General features: G+C 57.7%; 14 protein-coding genes, 3 tRNA genes and 2 rRNA genes. 6 read left to right on the forward strand and 13 right to left on the reverse strand.

Annotation, left to right across the window (positions count from 1 at the left end; genetic code table 11):
- Positions 1-33: 33 nt before the first annotated feature.
- Positions 34-762 (forward strand): IclR family transcriptional regulator, encoded by a 729-nt coding sequence (locus KIG99_RS06445; RefSeq protein ID WP_226461796.1) that lies wholly within the window; start codon positions 34-36, stop codon positions 760-762.
- Positions 763-803: 41 nt separating this feature from the next.
- Here the strand turns inward: KIG99_RS06445 and pbpG are convergent, their stop codons facing one another.
- Both pbpG and KIG99_RS06455 read right to left on the reverse strand, forming a co-directional pair.
- A complete protein-coding gene (gene pbpG, locus KIG99_RS06450) occupies positions 804-1,886 on the reverse strand; it encodes a D-alanyl-D-alanine endopeptidase (RefSeq protein ID WP_226459405.1) in 1,083 nt (360 codons plus the stop codon).
- A 103-nt stretch (positions 1,887-1,989) separates the two neighbouring features.
- Positions 1,990-4,269 (reverse strand): NADP-dependent malic enzyme, encoded by a 2,280-nt coding sequence (locus tag KIG99_RS06455; RefSeq protein WP_226459406.1) that lies wholly within the window; start codon positions 4,267-4,269, stop codon positions 1,990-1,992.
- A 244-nt stretch (positions 4,270-4,513) separates the two neighbouring features.
- Between KIG99_RS06455 and KIG99_RS06460 the strand changes: the two genes are divergently transcribed.
- Both KIG99_RS06460 and KIG99_RS06465 read left to right on the forward strand, forming a co-directional pair.
- Positions 4,514-6,358 carry a phosphoenolpyruvate carboxykinase (GTP) gene (locus tag KIG99_RS06460; RefSeq protein ID WP_226459407.1) on the forward strand — a complete coding sequence of 615 codons (1,845 nt, stop codon included), beginning with the start codon at positions 4,514-4,516 and terminating at the stop codon, positions 6,356-6,358.
- 73 nt (positions 6,359-6,431) lie between these two features.
- A complete protein-coding gene (locus tag KIG99_RS06465) occupies positions 6,432-7,619 on the forward strand; it encodes a pyridoxal phosphate-dependent aminotransferase (RefSeq protein WP_226459408.1) in 1,188 nt (395 codons plus the stop codon).
- On the opposite strand, the gene ampD is transcribed toward KIG99_RS06465, so the two are convergent.
- From ampD to ispB, 6 genes are all read right to left on the reverse strand, one after another.
- Positions 7,596-8,165 carry a 1,6-anhydro-N-acetylmuramyl-L-alanine amidase AmpD gene (gene ampD, locus KIG99_RS06470; protein WP_226459409.1) on the reverse strand — a complete coding sequence of 190 codons (570 nt, stop codon included), beginning with the start codon at positions 8,163-8,165 and terminating at the stop codon, positions 7,596-7,598. The two genes, KIG99_RS06465 and ampD, sit on opposite strands and share 24 nt — an antisense overlap.
- A complete protein-coding gene (locus KIG99_RS06475) occupies positions 8,162-9,514 on the reverse strand; it encodes a sigma-54-dependent transcriptional regulator (RefSeq protein WP_226459410.1) in 1,353 nt (450 codons plus the stop codon). The genes ampD and KIG99_RS06475 overlap by 4 nt, the downstream gene beginning before the upstream one ends.
- Positions 9,505-11,082 (reverse strand): sensor histidine kinase, encoded by a 1,578-nt coding sequence (locus KIG99_RS06480; RefSeq protein WP_226459411.1) that lies wholly within the window; start codon positions 11,080-11,082, stop codon positions 9,505-9,507. Before KIG99_RS06480 ends, KIG99_RS06475 begins: the two co-directional genes overlap by 10 nt.
- Positions 11,079-11,309 (reverse strand): PP0621 family protein, encoded by a 231-nt coding sequence (locus KIG99_RS06485; protein ID WP_226459412.1) that lies wholly within the window; start codon positions 11,307-11,309, stop codon positions 11,079-11,081. Before KIG99_RS06485 ends, KIG99_RS06480 begins: the two co-directional genes overlap by 4 nt.
- A 293-nt stretch (positions 11,310-11,602) precedes the next feature.
- Positions 11,603-11,679: transfer RNA gene (locus tag KIG99_RS06490), tRNA-Pro, on the reverse strand.
- Between the two features lie 17 nt (positions 11,680-11,696).
- Entirely contained in the window at positions 11,697-12,665 is a 969-nt protein-coding gene (gene ispB / locus KIG99_RS06495) for an octaprenyl diphosphate synthase (protein WP_226461797.1), read from the reverse strand.
- Positions 12,666-12,875: 210 nt separating this feature from the next.
- On the opposite strand from ispB, the gene KIG99_RS06500 reads away from it, so the two are divergent.
- Together KIG99_RS06500 and tcdA are read left to right on the forward strand one after the other, a co-directional pair.
- Complete coding sequence (locus KIG99_RS06500) at positions 12,876-13,910, forward strand: HD domain-containing phosphohydrolase (protein ID WP_404817875.1); 1,035 nt, start codon at positions 12,876-12,878, stop codon at positions 13,908-13,910.
- Positions 13,910-14,674, forward strand: a complete 765-nt coding sequence (tcdA, locus tag KIG99_RS06505) for a tRNA cyclic N6-threonylcarbamoyladenosine(37) synthase TcdA (RefSeq protein WP_226459414.1) — start codon at positions 13,910-13,912, stop codon at positions 14,672-14,674. The genes KIG99_RS06500 and tcdA overlap by 1 nt, the downstream gene beginning before the upstream one ends.
- A 37-nt stretch (positions 14,675-14,711) precedes the next feature.
- Here the strand turns inward: tcdA and KIG99_RS06510 are convergent, their stop codons facing one another.
- On the reverse strand, positions 14,712-15,659 hold the full coding sequence (locus KIG99_RS06510) for an MBL fold metallo-hydrolase (RefSeq protein WP_319002363.1): 948 nt from the start codon (positions 15,657-15,659) through the stop codon (positions 14,712-14,714).
- Between the two features lie 63 nt (positions 15,660-15,722).
- Here KIG99_RS06510 and KIG99_RS06515 point away from each other — a divergent pair, with 63 nt between their 5' ends.
- On the forward strand, positions 15,723-16,568 hold the full coding sequence (locus KIG99_RS06515; protein WP_226459416.1) for an alpha/beta fold hydrolase: 846 nt from the start codon (positions 15,723-15,725) through the stop codon (positions 16,566-16,568).
- 101 nt (positions 16,569-16,669) lie between these two features.
- On the opposite strand, the gene rrf is transcribed toward KIG99_RS06515, so the two are convergent.
- The 4 genes from rrf to KIG99_RS06535 form a co-directional block, all read right to left on the reverse strand.
- Positions 16,670-16,783 (reverse strand): 5S ribosomal RNA (gene rrf, locus KIG99_RS06520).
- A 105-nt stretch (positions 16,784-16,888) separates the two neighbouring features.
- Positions 16,889-19,769 (reverse strand): 23S ribosomal RNA (locus tag KIG99_RS06525).
- Positions 19,770-19,975: 206 nt separating this feature from the next.
- Positions 19,976-20,051, reverse strand: a tRNA-Ala gene (locus KIG99_RS06530).
- Positions 20,052-20,147: 96 nt separating this feature from the next.
- Positions 20,148-20,224, reverse strand: a tRNA-Ile gene (locus KIG99_RS06535).
- Positions 20,225-20,238 lie beyond the last annotated feature (14 nt).

Here is a 20,238-nt window from a genome sequence, read left to right on the forward strand (position 1 = left end):
AAAAATCCCGGCTCCATACAGGTCATCGAGCGCATGATGTCGCTGCTCGACGCGCTCGCCAACTCGTCTGAACCGGCCAGCCTGAAACATCTCGCGGCGACCACCGAACTGCATCCGTCCACGGCGCACCGCATTCTCGCCGCAATGAGCAACGCCCGCTTTGTCGAGCGCGAAGATGCCGGCACCTACCGCCTCGGCATCCGCCTGCTCGAACTCGGCGCCATCGTCAAATCGCGCATCAGCCTGCGCGAAGTCGCGCTGCCCTACATGCAGCAATTGCACGAAACCATCGGCGAGGCAATCAATCTTGGCGCCCGCCACGATGATGAAATCGTCTATCTCGAACGCACCTCGTCCGGCCGCTCGCTGGTTCGCGTCGTCTATCTCGTCGGCGGCCGTGCGCCGCTGCACCTGACCTCGCTCGGCAAGCTCTTCCTTGCCGCCGATGGCCCGCAGAAGATTCGTGAATACGCCAAGCGCACCGGCCTGCCCGGCAAGACGCCGCATTCGCTGACGACGTTGATCGCACTGGAGAAGGAACTCGACAAGGTGCGTCGCCACGATATCGCCTACGACGACGAAGAAGCCGAAATGGGCCTCAAGTGCGTCGCCGCGCCGATCCGCGACGATGAAGGCAACATCATTGCCGCCCTGTCGGTTTCCGCCCCCGCCGACCGTCACGCCCTGGAGTGGGCGGCGCAGGTCAAAGGCGCAGCCGATGCCGTGTCGAAAGCCCTCGGCTACACCAGCCCGAAAAAATAAAGGCCGCACACAGCGGCCTTTTTCTCTGAACGCAGTATCGCTCAAACGCGTTTGCGCTCGCTTCCCAGACTGGCACTTTCCATCCAGCGCTTGATCCGGTTCGCATCACCCACCCGCGTCATCTTGCCTTGCGAGTCGAGCAGCACGATGACCACCGGCTTGTCGGCTACTCGTGCCTGCATCACCAGGCAACGCCCGGCTTCCGAGATATAACCCGTCTTCGACAGACCGATTTCCCAGTTGTCGCTACGCACCAGCGGATTGGTCGTGCCGAAATTCTGGACGCGACCATTGAGTTCGACCTTGGCTTCGGCCGTGGTCGAGAAATGCCGGATTTCCGGATAACGCGCCGCCACAGTCACCATGCGTGCCAAGTCATGCGCAGTCGACACGTTGTTGCTCGACAGACCGGTCGGCTCCTCGAAGCGCGTGTTGTACATGCCCAGCGCCTGTGCCTTCTTGTTCATTGCCGCAACGAATGCCGGCAGACCGCCCGGATAGTGACGACCCAGCGCATGCGCGGCGCGATTTTCCGAGGACATCAGGGCAAGCAGCATCGCGGTTTCGCGCGTCATCGTCGTACCAACCGGCAAACGCGAGCGCGTGCCCTTCAAGCCGTCGACGTCTTCATCACCAATGGCAATGACGTCCTGCAAATTGAGATTGGCATCCAGCACCACCATGGCGGTCATCAGCTTCGAGATGGATGCAATCGGTGTGACCGTGTCCGGGTGCTTTGCCAGCACGGACTGCCCGGTACTCTGATCAATGACCAGCGCCGAAGACGAATAGAGCGCCAGACGGCTGGGATCGATATCGGTCAGGGAAACACGACGCACCGGCTGTTTGGCCTGGGTCTGCGCCAGCTGCATGGACTTGCCCGATTTGGCGGTTTTGGTCTTGATGGACGGGGCGTTTGCCGCAACCGTCTTGCTGCGATTGCTTGCCGCGGCTGATTTGAGCACGGGCTTGCGCGCGGCTTGGACTTTCTTGCTTGCCGGGGCTTCACTCTTCTTGCTGGCCTGCTGCACCGGCTTTTTTGCACCGGAAGCCTGCACCTGAGGCGCCACACCGACGCTCAGCAAAGCACTGAGCAACAGGACTGATCTAAATTTAAACTTCATTCGCTACCTCCTGCCAACACTGGGAAATTGTAGCCCAGTTTGGCCGGAGATAGTGAAATCACAACAAAAATAAACAGATACAACAACAACTTAAAGCAACAATTTATACAGCGTCAACCACAGTAAGTGCAGTCATATTGACGATACGGCGCACGGTTGCCGTTGGCGTCAGGATGTTAACCGGCTTGGCTGCCCCGAGCAGGATGGGACCGACCGTCAGGTTGTCGCCTGCCGCCACCTTGAGTAGATTGAACGAGATGTTCGCTGCATCAAGGGTCGGCATGACCAGCAGGTTGGCCTGGCCTTTGAGACGTGAGTTCGGGAAGGCGGCCAGACGAATTTGCTCGTCAAGTGCCGCATCACCGTGCATTTCGCCTTCGACTTCCAGATTCGGCGCCCGCTGCTGCAACAAGCCAAGCACCTCGCGCATTTTCAGGGAGGTCGGCGTGTCTTCCGTGCCAAAGGTCGAATGCGAAAGCAGCGCCACTTTCGGCTGGATGCCGAAATTGCGGATTTCTTCCGCTGCCAGCAGGGTCATGTCGGCAAGCTGTTCGGCCGTCGGGTTGTAATTGACGTAGGTATCGCCGATGAAGACCGTACGTTCCGGCAACATCAGCAGATTCATCGCATACAGACGATCCAGACCTTCACGCGCGCCGATGACGTTTTCGACATACTCGCGATGCGTTTCGTGACGCCCGAAGGTGCCGCAGATCAGACCATCGGCGTAACCCAGACGCACCATCAGGGCGCCGTAGAGCGTCGCCCGGCGGCGAATCTCGCGGCGCGCATATTCCGGCGATACACCACGGCGCTCCATCAGAGAGTGATAGGTCTGCGCAAACTCGTCGAGATGCTCGTCGAAAAACGCGCAGTTGTCGCCATGCACAACCTCGAAATCCTCGCCCTCGCGAATGCGCAGACCTGCTTCCTCGATGCGGCGATTGATATCGGCATGGCGGCCGATCAGCACCGGCCAGGCAATGCCTTCATCGCGAATCACCTGCACGGCGCGCAGCACGCGCTCGTCCTCACCCTCGGCGAAAACAATGCGCTTGGGCGCCATCTTGGCCTGCGAGAACACCGGCTTCATGATCATACCGGAGTGGTAAACGAACTCATTCAAGCCCTGGACGTAGGCAGCCCAGTCCTTGATCGGACGCGTCGCAACACCCGAATCCATGCCGGCCTTGGCAACTGCGGGCGCGATCTTGACGATCAGGCGCGGATCGAAGGGCTTGGGAATCAGGTATTCCGGACCGAAGCCGGAAACCTTCTCGCCGTAGGCAGTCGCCACGATTTCCGACTGCTCGGCGCGCGCCAGCTCGGCGATCGCCTTGACCGCTGCCATCTTCATTTCTTCGGTAATCGTCGTCGCACCGACATCGAGTGCGCCACGGAAGATGAAGGGGAAGCAGAGAACGTTATTGACCTGATTCGGGTAATCGGAACGACCGGTACACATGATCGCGTCGTCGCGCACACTCTTGACCAGTTCCGGCGAAATTTCCGGCGTCGGGTTGGCGAGCGCCATGATCAGCGGCTTGGCCGCCATCTTGGCAACCATTTCCGGCTTCAGCACGCCGCCGGCGGAAAGACCGAGGAAGACATCCGCGTCGGCAATTGCCTCGCCGAGCGAGCGCTGATCGGTTTTCTTGGCGTAACGCGCCTTGATCTCGTCCATTTCTTCGACGCGACCGTCGTACACTAGGCCCTTGATATCGGTCACCCAGATGTTGTCGACCGGTGCGCCGAGCATGACCAGCAGGTCAAGACAGGCCAGCGCCGCAGCACCGGCACCGGAGGTGACGATCTTGACGGTAGCTAGGTCTTTGCCGATCAAATGCAGGCCATTGAGCACCGCGGCACCGACGACGATCGCCGTGCCGTGCTGGTCGTCATGGAAAACGGGAATCTTCATCCGCTCGCGTAGCTTCTTTTCGATGTAGAAGCACTCGGGCGCCTTGATGTCTTCGAGGTTGATGCCGCCAAAGGTCGGCTCCAGCGAAGCGATGGTGTCGATCAGCTTGTCCGGATCGCGCTCGTCGATTTCCAGATCGAAAACATCGATGTTGGCGAATTTCTTGAACAGCACGCCCTTGCCTTCCATCACCGGCTTGGCGGCGAGCGGCCCGATGGCCCCCAGGCCGAGTACGGCCGTGCCGTTGGTGATGACACCAACCAGATTGGCACGGGAAGTGAGGGTACTGACTTCAGCCGGATTGGCGACGATTTCCTCGCAGGCAAACGCAACGCCCGGCGAGTAGGCCATCGACAGATCGTACTGATTGGTCAGTTGTTTGATTGGGGTGACCGCAATTTTGCCCGGCTTGGGCTGGCGGTGGTAATAGAGCGCGGCTTCGCGCAATTGTCTCGGATCCATGTCTGCCTCCATTTTATATCGTGAAACGCGATTTTGAATCGCGGAAGATCATACCATGCTCAAACGTCGCTTTCACCTTCGGTAATCACGTATAACGCCAACGTCAAGTAGATGTTTACCCTAATTTGTTGCATAATTATGGGCTTCCCAGCCGACGGCCTTCAGCCGCTCTAAGTCTTGGTGGCAGCTCCCGGCGACTGGCGAAAAGTTAATCTATTTCAGTAACTTGGAGAGAGACATCGCCATGACCGCACCGCTGAACGCACCTGCTTACGTCAAACATGAAGGCCTGAAAAAATGGGTCGCCGAAATCGCCGCGCTGACCCAGCCGGACAACATCCACTGGGCCGACGGATCGCAGGAAGAGTATGACCGCCTGTGCGCCGAAATGGTAGAGGCCGGCACGCTGATCAAACTCAACGAAGCCAAGCGCCCGAATTCCTATCTGGCCTTCTCCGACCCGTCCGATGTGGCGCGCGTCGAAGACCGCACCTACATCTGCTCCGCCAAGAAGGAAGACGCCGGCCCGACCAATAACTGGGAAGAGCCTGCCGTCATGCGCGAGACGCTGAACGGCATCTTCAAGGGTTGCATGAAGGGCCGCACGATGTACGTGATCCCCTTCTCGATGGGGCCGCTCGGTTCGCCGATCGCCCACATCGGCTTCGAAATCACCGACTCCTCCTACGTCGTCACCAACATGAAGACGATGACCCGCATGGGCAAGGCCGTCTTCGACGTGCTCGGCAGCGATGGCGAATTCGTGCCTTGCATCCACACTGTCGGCGCCCCGCTCGAGCCGGGCCAGCAGGATGCCAAGTGGCCGTGCAACCCGACCGTCAAGTACATCGTGCATTACCCGGAAACCCGCGAAATCTGGTCCTACGGTTCCGGCTACGGCGGCAACGCCCTGCTCGGCAAGAAGTGCTTCGCCCTGCGCATCGCCTCCAACATGGCCCGCGAACAAGGCTGGCTGGCCGAACACATGCTCATCCTCGGCGTCGAATCGCCGGAAGGTGAAAAATCCTACGTCGCGGCCGCCTTCCCGTCGGCCTGCGGCAAGACCAACTTCGCGATGCTGATTCCGCCGAAGACCCTCGACGGCTGGAAGATCACCACCATCGGCGACGACATCGCCTGGATCAAGCCGCGCGTCGACAAGGACGGCGTCACCCGCTTCTACGCCATCAACCCGGAAGCCGGTTTCTTCGGCGTTGCCCCGGGCACTTCCGAGAAGACCAACTACAACGCGCTGGCCACGTTGAAGGAAAACATCATCTTCACCAACGTCGCGCTGACCGACGACGGCGACGTGTGGTGGGAAGGCCTGACCAAGCAGGCGCCGGATCACCTGATCGACTGGCAGGGCAAGGACTGGACGCCGGAAGACGGCAAGAACGGCCGCAAGGCTGCGCACGCCAACTCCCGCTTCACCGCCCCGGCCAACCAGTGCCCGTCGGTTGACTCGGCCTGGGAAGATCCGGCTGGCGTGCCGATTTCCGCCTTCATCTTCGGCGGTCGTCGTGCCACCACCGTGCCGCTCGTCTACCAGGCTTTCAACTGGAACTACGGCGTCTACATGGCCGCCACGCTCGGCTCGGAAACCACCGCAGCCGCTTTCGGCCAGCAAGGTGTCGTGCGTCGCGATCCGTTCGCCATGCTGCCGTTCTGCGGCTACCACATGGGTGACTACTTCAACCACTGGCTGAAGATGGGCAAGACCGTCGATGCCACACCGAAGATCTTCTGCGTGAACTGGTTCCGCATGGACAAGGACGGCAACTTCATGTGGCCGGGCTTCGGCGACAACATGCGCGTCCTGAAGTGGATCGTCCAGCGTTGCAAGGGCACCGTCGGCGCCAAGGAAACCACGCTGGGCTGGATGCCGAAGTTCGAAGACATCGACTGGACCGGCCTGGACATCAACAAGGCCGATTTCGAAGCCCTCAGCACGATCGATCCGGAAGCCTGGAAATCTGAACTGGCCGGCCACAAGGAGTGGTTCGACAAGATGGGCGAAAAGATGCCGCGCGAACTCGTCCTCAAGCGCGAACTGTTCGAAATGGGCATTTTCAAGGATGCCGAATAATCCGCAGCAGTAAGCAATAAGCAAACGGCCACCGCGGTTCAAACCCGGTGGCCGTTTTACATTGGAGTCGCCCATGTACCGCCCCGCCGCCCGCCTTGCCGAGATCGAGCCCTTCCACGTCGTCGAATTGCTGACCCGCGCCCGCCAGCTCGAAGCCGAAGGCCGCGACATCATTCACATGGAAGTCGGCGAGCCGGATTTCCCGACGCCGGCGCCGATAGCCGCCGCAGCGGTCGACGCGATCAAAAGCGGCAAAACGCTGTACACGCAGGCGCTCGGCCTGCCGGAACTGCGTCAGGCGATTTCCGCTTTCTACCAGGAACGCTATGGCGTTGCCGTGCCGGCCAGTCGCATCGCCATCACCAACGGCGCCTCGGGCGCGCTGAACCTGGCTTTTGCCGCCCTCGCCGATCCGGGCAGCGAATGGCTGCTCGCCGATCCGGGTTATCCGTGCAATCGGCACATTTTGCGCACTTACGAAGGTCGACCGCTGAGCATTCCGGTCGGCCCGCAAACCAATTTCCAGCCGACGCCGGAATTGCTGCAGCAACACTGGACGACGCAAACCGCCGGCCTGCTCGTCGCGTCGCCAGCCAATCCGACCGGCACACTGCTCACGCTCGCTGAAATCCAGGCGCTGGCCGGCGTCTGCCGCACCAGGGGCGGCCACTTCCTGGTCGACGAGATCTACCACGGGCTGACCTACGCCCCGCAGGAAGTCCCCTTGGGGGATGAGATGGAAGCCCCCACTGCCTGCGCCGCTGGCGACGACATCTGGGTGATCAACAGCTTTTCGAAGTATTTCCAGATGACCGGCTGGCGCCTGGGCTGGATGGTGATTCCCGAAGCCTATGTGCGCGATGTCGAAAAGCTCGCCCAGAATCTCGTGCTCTGCCCGTCGACGCCGGCCCAGCACGCTGCACTGGCGGCTTTCCTCCCGGAAACCATCGCCATTCTCGAAGAACGTCGCGCCGAATTCCGGCAGCGCCGCGACTTCCTCGCACCGGCCCTGGAAGCCATCGGCTTTCGTGTTACCGCCCGCCCGGAAGGCGCCTTCTACCTGTATTGCGATTGTTCGGCACTGAGCGATGACAGCTTTGCGCTGGCCCGCGACCTGCTGGAAAAAGCCGGCGTGGCCGCGACGCCGGGACTGGACTTCGGCAGCAACGCACCGGAGAAGCACATCCGTTTTGCCTATACCACGAACGTCGACCGTCTGGGCGAAGCCGTGCGTCGGCTAGCCGCCTACTTCGGCCGGTAAGGCGAGCGCCGGCCAGTGCTGCCGGATAAAACGCCAGTCGAAGGCCGGGCCGGGATCGCTTTTGCGCCCCGGCGCGACATGGCAATGTCCGGCCACCGCCGTGATCGGATAACGCGCCTGCAAGGCATCGATCAGTTCGCGCAGGACACCATATTGCGCCGTGGTGTAAGGCAGATCATCGGCGCCCTCAAGTTCGATGCCCACCGAGTAATCGTTGCAATTTTCCCGTTCCAGCCAGGTCGACCGTCCGGCATGCCAGGCGCGCCGGTCACAATCGACGAACTGCACGATCTGCCCGTCGCGACGCACGTAGAAATGTGCCGATACCTGCTGTCCGGCAATTTCCGCAAAATAGGGATGCGCCGCCGGATCGAGCTGATTGACGAAAAAGCGTGCCACCCAGTCGCCGCCAAATTCGTTCGGCGGCAGACTGATGTTGTGGATGACGACCAGGGAGACCTCGGCGCCGACCGGTCGACTGCCGAAATTCGGCGAAAACACCTGCCGCACCCCGGCCAGCCAGCCGCCACCCAGCCACGGTCTCATTCGATGCCCAGCCGTTCGAGCCGGTAACGCATCGAGCGGAAGGTGACGCCAAGCAGGCGCGCCGCCGCCGTCCGGTTGCCCTCGGTTTTTTGCAGTGCTTCAAGGATGGCCTGGCGCTCGAGGCGACCGAGATAATCATCGAGCGTCTCGCTGCCCCGGCCGATGTTTTCACCGCACATTTCCTCCGGCTCGAGATGCAGGTCGGCCGCCTCGATAACCTCGCCGGAACAAAGCGCGGTCGCCCGCTCGAGAATATTCTCCAGTTCGCGCACATTGCCGGGGAATGGATACAGTCCGAGCGCCTTGAATGCCCCCGCCGTCAGTTGCGGCCCGGCCTCGCCAAACAGCCGTTGCAGAATGGTCCCGACGAGCGGCTGAATATCCTCCAGACGCTCGCGCAGCGGCGGCATGCGCAGCTCGATGACGTTCAGGCGGTAATACAAATCCTGACGGAAGCTGCCCTTGTCGACGCACTCCCGCAAATTGCGGTGCGTCGCGCAAATGATGCGGACATCAACCGGCTCTTCGGTGACGCTGCCAACCTTGCGCACACGCTTTTCCTGGATCGCCCGCAACAGCTTGACCTGCATCAGCAGCGGCAGGTCGGCCACTTCGTCGAGAAACAAGGTGGCGCCGCTGGCCGCCTGGAAGAAACCCTCACGATCGCTGTCCGCGCCGGTAAACGCCCCTTTGCGATAGCCGAAAAACTCGCTCTCCATCAGGTTTTCCGGGATTGCACCGCAGTTGACCGGCACGAAGGCGCCGGCGCTGCGCGCACTGCGCAAATGGATCAGGCGCGCCGCCAATTCCTTGCCGCTGCCCGACTCGCCGGAAATATAGACAGGTGCCTGGCTGCGCGCCAGCTTCTCGATCATCGCCCGCACCTGCTGCATGCTTGGCGAATCGCCGATCAGCGACTGCAGCGGATCATCATTGACCGCCCCGACATCCGGCAAACGCAAGGCCGACTTGACGAGGGCGCGCAACTGGTCGAGCCCGACCGGCTTGGCGAGATAGTCGAAAGCCCCCGCCTTGAGCGCCGCGACCGCATTTTCGGCGCTGCCAAAGGCAGTAATCACCGCTACCGGTGTCTGCGCATGCTGCTCGGTAATGCAGCGGACGATTTCCAGACCGTCTCCATCCGGCAGACGCATGTCGGTCAGACAGAGCTGGAAACGCTCCCCGGCCAGCGCCTGACGCGCCTCGCCAACCGTACCGACACACTCCGCCAGCAGTCCCATGCGCGCCAGCGTCAGATCGATCAACTCGCGGATGTCCGGCTCGTCATCAACGACCAGAACCCGGGTCAGTTCGCCGCGCGGACGGCGCTCGCCATTAACTAATGACACGTATCGTTTCTCCCGATCAGAATAAAGTGAGCGCCGGCCAGTTCAGCAGTCAGCTCAAGCGAAGCGCCATTGGCGGCACAAAGCTCACGCGCGATGAACAAGCCAAGGCCGGTGCCTTGGGTATGGGTCGTGAAAAAGGGCTCGAAAATCTGCTCGCGTACCGCCTCCGGCACCCCCGGGCCATCATCCCTGACATGCAACTCCATGCGTCCTTCGTTGGCGCCGCGACAAATTACCAGACGGACAGAGGCCTCGCCGCGACTGCAATAGCGCAGGGCGTTACCGAGCAGGTTCCAGAGCACCTGATGCAGGTGCGCACGATCGAAACAGAGCGTGGCATCCGCCTCGATCTCCAGATGCAGGACATCGCCGGCCAAGCCTTCCGCCGCGGCAAAACTCTCGACAAAAGCCGTACAAAAATCGCTCATCACCAGCAATTCCGGCTCGGCGCGGTTCTGACGCCCGAGTTGCAAGACATCCGCCACGATGCGATCAAGGCGCTGAATATTGTCGCCAAGAATGCGCAGCAAACGATCCTGAATTTCACCTCGCCGCTCCTCGCGCAACAATTCTCCGGCATGGCTGATCGCCGACAAGGGATTACGGATTTCATGCGCAATGCTGGCGGTCAACCGTCCCAGCGAGGCCAATTTCAATTGCTGGGCGCGTTCCTTGATGCGTCCGACATCCTCGAGAAAAATCAGCACCTCGCCATCCGAACTGCTGGTCTTCTCAAATCGGGCACGCAACTCCTTGCCATCGCCGCCCACAAACAGCGAGGTCTCCGGCCCGTCGCCGGAAACCCACACGAGGAGACCGGCATGCAACGCCGGAACGCAGCGGGAAAGTTCGCCATTTATCTCGAGCGGGATACCAAGCATGCTGATGGCCATCGGATTATGCCGAATCACCAGTCCGTCGCGACTCAGCACCAGAATACCGTCCAGCATGCGCTCAACCACACGCTGACTGATCAAACGCTGATTCTCAAGTTCAACTCCACGCCGAAATGCCAAATCCTCGTTAACCATCACGCGCTGGCCAAGCAGCCTGGCCAGAATGGCGGTCGCAAAGAACCCGGCGGAAAGAATCCCTGCCTGAAAAATACTGGCCGGGTCAAAACCGCGCACAAAAACGCCATAGAGCTGACTCAGCAAGGCTGCCAGCGTCGCCAGTGCGGCATAGAACAAAACCAGCCGGCCTCGACCGACCATGCTGGCGGCAGCCAGTGAGACCAGCAACAAGACACCGATACCGCTGCCGACGCCCCCTGCGGCATACATGAACAGGCTGACCACAACGACATCCACGATCACTTGCAGGGAAAGCTGAAAGTTGAAGTGCTGCTGCCAGTGGAAGGAAAGGAACAAGCCCCCGAGAATCACGAACAGATAGGCAATTGCCAAAGCCAGCAAGGAACCGCTTGCCGCCAGTTCAAGTCGCGCCGTCCATTCGTGCGGCAAAAGAATGGCAAGAAAAAACAAGCCGGCCAGTACTAGGCGATAGAGGTTGAAATACTGGAAAGGTCGCCAGTTGGCCTCCCAGGTGGTTGAGAGCCAGTCGCTCATCCGCGCTTCGATGCCCGGGCTGCCAGCAGATGCGCCTGACCGCAAAACATCTCACCTGCGTCATTCAGGGCATCGCTTTCCGGAAGATGCACGCCGCAATGCGAACAAACCACCATGTTCTCCGGTTTCGGGTCGGGGGTACGCTCAAACCGTACCGGACGCTCATGACGTTTTTTCCAGCGCCACCAAATCACGCCGATCAAGGCCAAAAGTAACAAGTATTTCATCACGTCCCCCAAAACGAGATCAGGCTATCCGGCAAAAAAGCTTACGAACACCGCAAGCCTCAATCATTCAAGAGCAAAAAACCTGCAGCGATAATCACAGCCCCATGAGCGCACCGGGAAAACATATCAATAGTATTAAAAATCATGGTGTTAGCAAGCACCCGAGCAACAAGGATACACCACCGCCCCATTGACTACCATTGGCCTCTCTTCATCAAATTGGTCGAAACAGGCAAAATCCGGCGCGAAAATGAAAAAACCCCGTAATTCTTTCGAATTACGGGGTTTTTAATTGGTCGGAGTGACAGGATTCGAACATGCGACCCCTGCGTCCCGAACGCAGTGCTCTACCAGGCTGAGCTACACTCCGATGCGGATCAAGATCAATCAGTGATTTCTCTCAACCGCGAAGAACGACAATTGTAGCAGAGCTTTTTGATAATTTGAAGCCCCCAGACAAGAAATTGCATCTCTTGCGAGTTCTGCTTCCCGCTTTGCCCGCATACGCGCATGCTCAAGCGCTCCGCTTTCACGAATAGCCCCCATAACCGCAGGAAAGTCCTCGCGACCACCATTTTCGATTGCTTTCCTCACACATGCCGCCTGATCCGGCGTGCCATGCTGCATGACATAGATAAGCGGCAGGGTCGGTTTGCCTTCGGCCAGATCATCACCAAGATGCTTGCCGGTATCCGCCTCATCACCGGAATAGTCGAGCACATCATCAATCAACTGGAAAGCGGTTCCCAGGTGCATGCCGTAAGCCGCCATGGCCTGCTCAACCTCAGGACTTGCCTGACCGAGAATGGCGCCCAGTTGCGCAGCCGCTTCGAAAAGCTTGGCCGTCTTGTAATGAATGACCTGCATGTAACGAGCCTCATCGACATCGGCATCATGACAGTTCATCAATTGCAGGACTTCACCCTCGGCGATGATATTCGTGGCATCCGACAACACTCGCATGACGCGCATGTCGTCGACGGCAACCATCATCTGGAAAGCACGGGAATAGAGAAAATCACCAACCAGAACACTCGCCGCATTACCGAACATGGCATTTGCCGTATCGCGCCCACGCCGCAATGCCGATTCGTCAACGACATCATCATGCAGCAGGGTCGCCGTGTGGATGAACTCGACCACAGCAGCCATGTCGTGATGTTGCGTTCCCTGGTAACCGATCGCACCTGCGGCCAACAACACCAGAGCCGGGCGCATGCGCTTGCCACCGCTGTTGATAATGTATTCCGCAACCTGTCGGACAAGCACCACATCGGAGTGCAATCGGTCGCGAATGACCGCATCGACGGCCTTCATGTCTGGCCCGATAAGGGCGTAAAGCTGATCCAGTGTCACAATAGGCAATTCTAGGGGGAAGCGCGGAATCTTAGGTGGCGAAGCCAAGCCCGTCAAGGCCGCCAAGGCAATAGATCTGCTCTGAATTGAAAGCACTTTGGGCTAAACTCGACAATTCAAAAACAAAACAGGGAGGCGGGTATGGATGTCCATTCGATAAGAGCGCCGGTGATACAGGACCGCGAGGCACTTGAGGAGTTTGCGGATGTCTTGACCGACCGCGCCCCGGAGGTTGAGCGCGATGTCGCCCGCCTGAAAAAACACCCGACGGACCGCGAACTCATTGCCGACCTGTTTCGTGCGATTCACAACATCAAAGGCGATGCTTCTCTCTGCAAATTTGAATTAGGCGTCGTCATCGCCCACCCCATCGAAACGATGATGTCCCGTTTCCGGGAAGGCGAAATCCCGTTCTCGGACCTGCTGGCTGAAATGATCCTGCTCGCGGTGGACCGCCTGGAACTAGCCACCGATGCGCTTCTCTGCAACAAATCCCTGGAAAACCTGCATTTGCTTGCCTTGGTGGAGGGACTGGAAAAACTATCCCTGGCATCCGTACAGGATATCGACGTCAAGTGCGCCGAGCTGATCGAAGCTGTTACCGGTTTTTCGCCTGTCATTGGCGATATTTCTAGCCGCGCGCCCCGCGTTGGCAAGCCCAGTAGCGAACAGAAAAACGCCAGTAGCGACCTGCAGTTTTTCCGCTCCCTGGCCTTGCAACTGGAAGGACGCTCCCCGCTGTTCAAGGGACGCACCATGCGCATCCTGCGTCTCGCCCTGGAAACCAACAAGGCGGGTGGCTCCGTCGTCGATCCCGTACAACTGGAAGCGGCAGTCTATTTACACGATGTCGGGATGATGCTGATGCCGGAAGCCATCTGGCTCAAGGTCGGCAAGATGACCGAAGAGGACAAATTGGCCTTGCGCAACCATCCCGGCTTTGCTGCCGGCTTGCTGCAACGCATTCCCGGCTGGGAGGCTGCCGCCGAAATGGTTGCCCAGCATCATGAAATGCCGGATGGTGGCGGTTACCCAAAGGAGCTGCACGACAAGGAAATCTGTACCGGCGCCAGGATTCTCGCCATTGTCGATGCATTTGAAGCCGTTATGCTCAAGCACATCCATCGCGGCAAGAATCGCTCCGTATTGCGCGCCATCGCCGAGATCAATGCCTGCGACAAACAGTTTGCGCCGGAATGGATTGCCCCTTTCAACAGCGTCATCCGCAAGACAATAGAAACCTGATGAGCCCAGAACAAGATCGCCGTTTCGGCGGCGTAGCGCGACTTTATGGACACGAAGGAGCGCAACGTTTGCGCGAAGCGCATGTCTGCATAGTCGGAATTGGCGGCGTTGGCTCATGGTCGGCAGAAGCACTAGCCCGCACCGGCGTTGGCCGGATTACGCTGATTGACCTAGATATGGTGGCCGAGTCGAATACCAACCGGCAAATACACGCACTGGGCGATATCTACGGCAAAGCCAAGGTCGATGCCATGGCCGAACGCATGCAGGCGATCAATCCGGCTTGCCGGGTCACCTGCATCGAGGATTTTGTCACTCTGGACAACGTCGACCGCATACTCGACCAAGACTTCTCGGTTGTAATCGATGCAATCGATCAGGTTCGTGCCAAGGCCGCCATGATTGCTTTTTGCCGTCGCCGCCAGTTGCCGATCATCGTTGGTGGCGCAGCCGGCGGCCAACTCGACCCAACCCAGATTCGCAGCAGCGACCTCAGCCAGACCATTCAGGATCCGTTGCTCGCCAAAGTGCGCTCCTTGCTGCGCAAGGAATATGGCTTTCCCCGCGACGGCAAAGGCAAATTCAACGTGCCAGCGGTATTTTCCACCGAGCCGTTGCGTTACCCGGACAGCACGGCAAGCTGCGCAACCGATCGCGGTCCGGCCGGACTCAACTGCGCCGGTTTTGGCTCATCGGTCTGCGTAACATCGGTTTTCGGGATGGTTGCGGCCGCCCAAGCAATCAAATTGATCACCGAGCGGTGAGCGCGCGCTGAAAATCCAGCCCGGCTCACTCAGACACTCAGCCCTTCAAGGTGTCCAGCCAGACACCAAGCCCCTGCGCATTCAATTCGAGATCGGTGGCCCAGATTGCGTGCAATTCGGCATCCGGCAGCGTACAACCGTGCGCCCGGATTGCCGAGAACAAATAATCAGTTGTGCGCTCCTTGATCCGGACGTGGCGCTCGTCACCGGCTGCCTTTTCCTGCAAAGCGATATTGACCATGGCGTCGAGGTGACGCAGCAAGCTATCGGCCTTGGAGGCGACATCGCCAACCCGACTGTAATGGGTCAAATACATCGCCTCCGGCCGGTAAGAAAGCAGGCGTGCAATCGACTTTCGCATCTCGTCCGGCTCGAACTGGGTTGGGGTCGTCGTCGGAAAGATGAATTGGCGATCACCGACATCCAGTTCACGATACGACAGGCCGAACATGTCTCCGGTAAAGATCTCGGTCGTCCGGGTATCGACAATACAGATATGGTGACGCGCATGCCCCGGCGTATCGAGACAAAGCAGTTCGCGGCCGGCCAGCGAAACAACATGCCCATCAGCGGCTTCAATAATACGCTCGGCAGGAATGGGCTGAATCTCCCCATAAACCCGCTCGACGTACTCCGCTCCATACACGGCACTGACACCTGCGATTAGCTTTGAGGGCTCGGCCATATGCCGAGCTCCACGCGGATGCACAACTAGGCGCGCATTGGGAAAACACTGCAGCATGCGCCCGGCACCACCGGCGTGATCCAGATGAATATGTGTCAAAAAAACATAGTCGACCGCTGCGGAACCCAGTCCCAGCCTTTCGAGCGCGGCGAGGGCATTGGGAAGAGAGTCGTTGCTTCCCGTATCAATAATCGCAACGCGGCCATTTTCGATCACCATGTGAATCGCCGCCAGGATAGGCCGCACATAACCGGCATCGAAGGCAACAATCCCGTTTCCGTAATCTCTCCAGTCGAACATTTCCATACTCCTGCGTATTGACCCGCGGATTATACTTGCCTCTCCGCAACGTCTTTTCTTCCCATGACACACTTCTTTGCCGATGATGGCGCAAAACTGCACGTCAAAATTTCAGGCGAGGGCTCGCCCATCGTCATGCTGCACGGCTGGACCTCGAGCAGCCAGGAATGGTTTCCTTTTCTGGCTGAACTGAATAAGCGGCACCGGGTATATCGATGGGATGCCAGAGGCCACGGCGGGCACAAACAGGACGTCAAGACTCCGCCCACGGTCGAGCGAATGGCCCGAGACTTGAGCAATCTCCTGGATCATTACGGGCTTGAACAAGTCACGATGGTTGGGCACTCCATGGGCGCCCTGACCCTGTGGCAATACATTCGCGACTATGGAACGAAAAGAATTTCACGTCTTTGCTTTATCGATCAATCGCCCAAACTGCTCACCGACGCAGACTGGGATCACGGAATTTACGGCGACTTCAATGGTGAAAAATCGCAGGAAATGCTGGGAACGCTGAACGACGATTTTGCCGAAGGCGTACTCAAGCTTACGGCTTTCGGCCTGAATGCGAGGGCCCGTGAAAAATATCTGACCGGGGCAAGTGGCTGGGAACGTTCCCGATCAGCTCTCCGGGCACAGGATCCAGGGCCGTTGATCAAGTGCTGGGAAAGTCTGACCAAGGCCGATTATCGCGATGTACTGGCCAGCATCGATGTCTCATCGATGCTGATCTATGGTGGTGAAAGCAATTTTTACCGCACCGAAACGGCGCATTATGTTGCAGACCGGATCCCCAACGCTCTCCTTCACATCTACGAAGGAACAGATCACTCTCCCCATCAATGGCAACGAGAGCGCTTTGTGCGCGAGTTGATGGCCTTCATCGAGCAGCCGCCCCAAGCGGTGTAACAAGGCAACGAGCGCGCTCAATTTCATTCGCTCGTTATTTTCTGTTGGGTAGACGCACAAAAGCCCCGCTAGCGAGAGCTAGAGGGGCTTTTGAAATGGGAGCCTGGCGGTGACCTACTTTCGCGAGCGAAATACTCACTATCATCGGCGCTTTGCTGTTTCACGGTCCTGTTCGGGAAGGGAAGGGGTGGGTCCAGCAGGCTATTGCCGCCAAGCGTAACTTGTGTGCCTGCCGCGGATTGCGTCAGGCCAAATTGGGATAGAAGGTTGATTGTTGTGACTGCTTTATGAGTATTGCTTGCAGTGTATTACAAGGTTATAGGATCAAGCCGTACGGGCAATTAGTATCAGTTAGCTTAACGCATTACTGCGCTTCCACACCTGACCTATCAACGTCGTGGTCTTCGACGACCCTTTAAGGAGTTCAAGACTCCGGGAAATCTCATCTTAAGGCGAGTTTCACGCTTAGATGCTTTCAGCGTTTATCTCTTCCGAACATAGCTACCCGGCGATACGACTGGCGTCATAACCGGTACACCAGAGGTTCGTCCACTCCGGTCCTCTCGTACTAGGAGCAGCCCCCTTCAAATTTCCAGCGCCCACGGCAGATAGGGACCAAACTGTCTCACGACGTTTTAAACCCAGCTCACGTACCTCTTTAAATGGCGAACAGCCATACCCTTGGGACCGGCTACAGCCCCAGGATGAGATGAGCCGACATCGAGGTGCCAAACACCGCCGTCGATATGAACTCTTGGGCGGTATCAGCCTGTTATCCCCAGAGTACCTTTTATCCGTTGAGCGATGGCCCTTCCATACAGAACCACCGGATCACTATGACCTGCTTTCGCACCTGCTCGACTTGTGGGTCTCGCAGTCAAGCACGCTTTTGCCATTGCACTTTATGGACGATGTCCGACCGTCCTAAGCGTACCTTCGTACTCCTCCGTTACCTTTTGGGAGGAGACCGCCCCAGTCAAACTGCCCACCATGCACGGTCCCCGATCCGGATTCACGGATCAAGGTTAGAACCTCAAATAAATCAGGGTGGTATTTCAAGGTTGGCTCCACCGAAACTAGCGTCCCGGTTTCACAGCCTCCCACCTATCCTACACAGACCGATTCAAAGTCCAATGCAAAGCTACAGTAAAGGTTCATGGGGTCTTTCCGTCTTGCCGCGGGGAGATTGCATCTTCACAAACATTTCAACTTCGCTGAGTCTCAGGAGGAGACAGTGTGGCCATCGTTACGCCATTCGTGCAGGTCGGAACTTACCCGACAAGGAATTTCGCTACCTTAGGACCGTTATAGTTACGGCCGCCGTTTACCGGGGCTTCGATCAAGAGCTTGCACCCCATCACTTAACCTTCCGGCACCGGGCAGGCGTCACACCCTATACGTCCACTTTCGTGTTTGCAGAGTGCTGTGTTTTTATTAAACAGTCGCAGCCACCATTTCACTGCAACCCCATCGGGCTTTCGTCGCGAGGACTTATACCCTACCGGGGCACACCTTCTCCCGAAGTTACGGTGTTAATTTGCCGAGTTCCTTCTCCTGAGTTCTCTCAAGCGCCTTAGAATTTTCATCCTGCCCACCTGTGTCGGTTTGCGGTACGGTCAATTCTAGACTGAAGCTTAGTGGCTTTTCCTGGAAGCTTGGTATCAATCACTTCAGCACCGTAGTGCCTCGTCGTCACGCCTCAGATAATTCCCCCGGATTTGCCTAAGGGACACTCCTACACGCTTAAACCACCTATTCCAACAGATGGCTGACCTAACCTTCTCCGTCCCCACATCGCATCTAGAATCGGTACAGGAATATTGACCTGTTTCCCATCGACTACGCATTTCTGCCTCGCCTTAGGGGCCGACTCACCCTACGCCGATGAACGTTGCGTAGGAAACCTTGGGCTTTCGGCGAGGGAGCTTTTCACTCCCTTTATCGCTACTCATGTCAGCATTCGCACTTCTGATATCTCCAGCAACCTTCTCAAGTCACCTTCACAGACCTACAGAACGCTCCCCTACCATATCTTTCGATATCCGCAGCTTCGGTGCACAGTTTGAGCCCCGTTACATCTTCCGCGCAGGACGACTCGACTAGTGAGCTATTACGCTTTCTTTAAAGGATGGCTGCTTCTAAGCCAACCTCCTAGCTGTCTATGCCTTCCCACTTCGTTTCCCACTTAACTGTGTCTTGGGGACCTTAGCTGGCGGTCTGGGTTGTTTCCCTCTTGACAATGGACGTTAGCACCCACTGTCTGTCTGCCACACTCGCACTCAACGGTATTCAGAGTTTGCCATGGTTTGGTAAGTCGCGATGACCCCCTAGCCATAACAGTGCTTTACCCCCGTTGGTGATATGTGACGCACTACCTAAATAGTTTTCGGGGAGAACCAGCTATTTCCGGATTTGTTTAGCCTTTCACCCCTATCCACAGCTCATCCCCTAATTTTTCAACATTAGTGGGTTCGGACCTCCAGTACCTGTTACGGCACCTTCATCCTGGCCATGGATAGATCATCCGGTTTCGGGTCTACGCCGTGCTACTAAACGCCCTTATCAGACTCGCTTTCGCTACGCCTCCCCTATTCGGTTAAGCTCGCAACACAACGTAAGTCGCTGACCCATTATACAAAAGGTACGCAGTCACCGAACAAGTCGGCTCCCACTGTTTGTATGCATGCGGTTTCAGGATCTATTTCACTCCCCTCCCGGGGTTCTTTTCGCCTTTCCCTCACGGTACTAGTTCACTATCGGTCGATCACGAGTATTTAGCCTTGGAGGATGGTCCCCCCATGTTCAGACAAGGTTTCACGTGCCCCGCCCTACTTTTCGCTAACTTAGTACCACGGATTGGTTTTCATGTACGGGGCTATCACCCACTACGGCCGGACTTTCCATTCCGTTCCATTAACCATTCCGCTATCACTAGCAGGCTGCTCCCCGTTCGCTCGCCACTACTTGGGGAATCTCGGTTGATTTATTTTCCTCCGGCTACTTAGATGTTTCAGTTCACCGGGTTCGCCTCCCTGACCTATGTATTCAGTCAGGGATACCTCATAAGAGGTGGGTTTCCCCATTCGGATATCGGGGGATCAAAGCTTCATTGCCAGCTCCCCCCCGCTTTTCGCAGGCTTGCACGTCCTTCATCGCCTGTGATCGCCAAGGCATCCACCACATGCACTTAGTCGCTTGATCCTATAACCTTGTACTCTCTTAGCGAGAGCGGCTACAGGCAAACTCATATTTGTGCTGTATCGTCCGAAGACGTTACAGATGCAATCACAACGCATCACCCATGCCTCATCAGCACGAGTGACACAACCTTCTTCCAATTTGTTAAAGAGCGTAGCAATTGATTCCTCAAAAGCTAAAGATAAACATCTCTGCTTATCTTTAGGTTCTGGTGGAGGATAACGGGATCGAACCGTTGACCCCCTGCTTGCAAAGCAGGTGCTCTCCCAGCTGAGCTAATCCCCCGTTAAGCTTCGCATTACGTCGTTGCTCAACATCTTGCATACAGGTGTATGCGGCGATGTCTCGCGCCTCGTACTGCTCGCTTACTTGATTTGACGTTGGTGGGTCTGGTTGGAATCGAACCAACGACCCCCGCCTTATCAAGACGGTGCTCTAACCGACTGAGCTACAGACCCTCGTCTGTTTGCTA

Origin of the sequence: Quatrionicoccus australiensis, from assembly GCF_020510425.1 — a bacterium.
GTDB lineage: Bacteria > Pseudomonadota > Gammaproteobacteria > Burkholderiales > Rhodocyclaceae > Azonexus > Azonexus australiensis_A.

Coding starts and splice junctions, on each gene's coding strand:
- KIG99_RS06445 (WP_226461796.1), top strand. CDS start 34: ATGATGTCGCTGCTCGACGCGCTCGCCAACTCGTCTGAACCGGCCAGC.
- pbpG (WP_226459405.1), bottom strand. CDS start 1,886: ATGAAGTTTAAATTTAGATCAGTCCTGTTGCTCAGTGCTTTGCTGAGC.
- KIG99_RS06455 (WP_226459406.1), bottom strand. CDS start 4,269: ATGGATCCGAGACAATTGCGCGAAGCCGCGCTCTATTACCACCGCCAG.
- KIG99_RS06460 (WP_226459407.1), top strand. CDS start 4,514: ATGACCGCACCGCTGAACGCACCTGCTTACGTCAAACATGAAGGCCTG.
- KIG99_RS06465 (WP_226459408.1), top strand. CDS start 6,432: ATGTACCGCCCCGCCGCCCGCCTTGCCGAGATCGAGCCCTTCCACGTC.
- ampD (WP_226459409.1), bottom strand. CDS start 8,165: ATGAGACCGTGGCTGGGTGGCGGCTGGCTGGCCGGGGTGCGGCAGGTG.
- KIG99_RS06480 (WP_226459411.1), bottom strand. CDS start 11,082: ATGAGCGACTGGCTCTCAACCACCTGGGAGGCCAACTGGCGACCTTTC.
- KIG99_RS06485 (WP_226459412.1), bottom strand. CDS start 11,309: ATGAAATACTTGTTACTTTTGGCCTTGATCGGCGTGATTTGGTGGCGC.
- tcdA (WP_226459414.1), top strand. CDS start 13,910: ATGAGCCCAGAACAAGATCGCCGTTTCGGCGGCGTAGCGCGACTTTAT.
- KIG99_RS06510 (WP_319002363.1), bottom strand. CDS start 15,659: ATGTTCGACTGGAGAGATTACGGAAACGGGATTGTTGCCTTCGATGCC.
- KIG99_RS06515 (WP_226459416.1), top strand. CDS start 15,723: ATGACACACTTCTTTGCCGATGATGGCGCAAAACTGCACGTCAAAATT.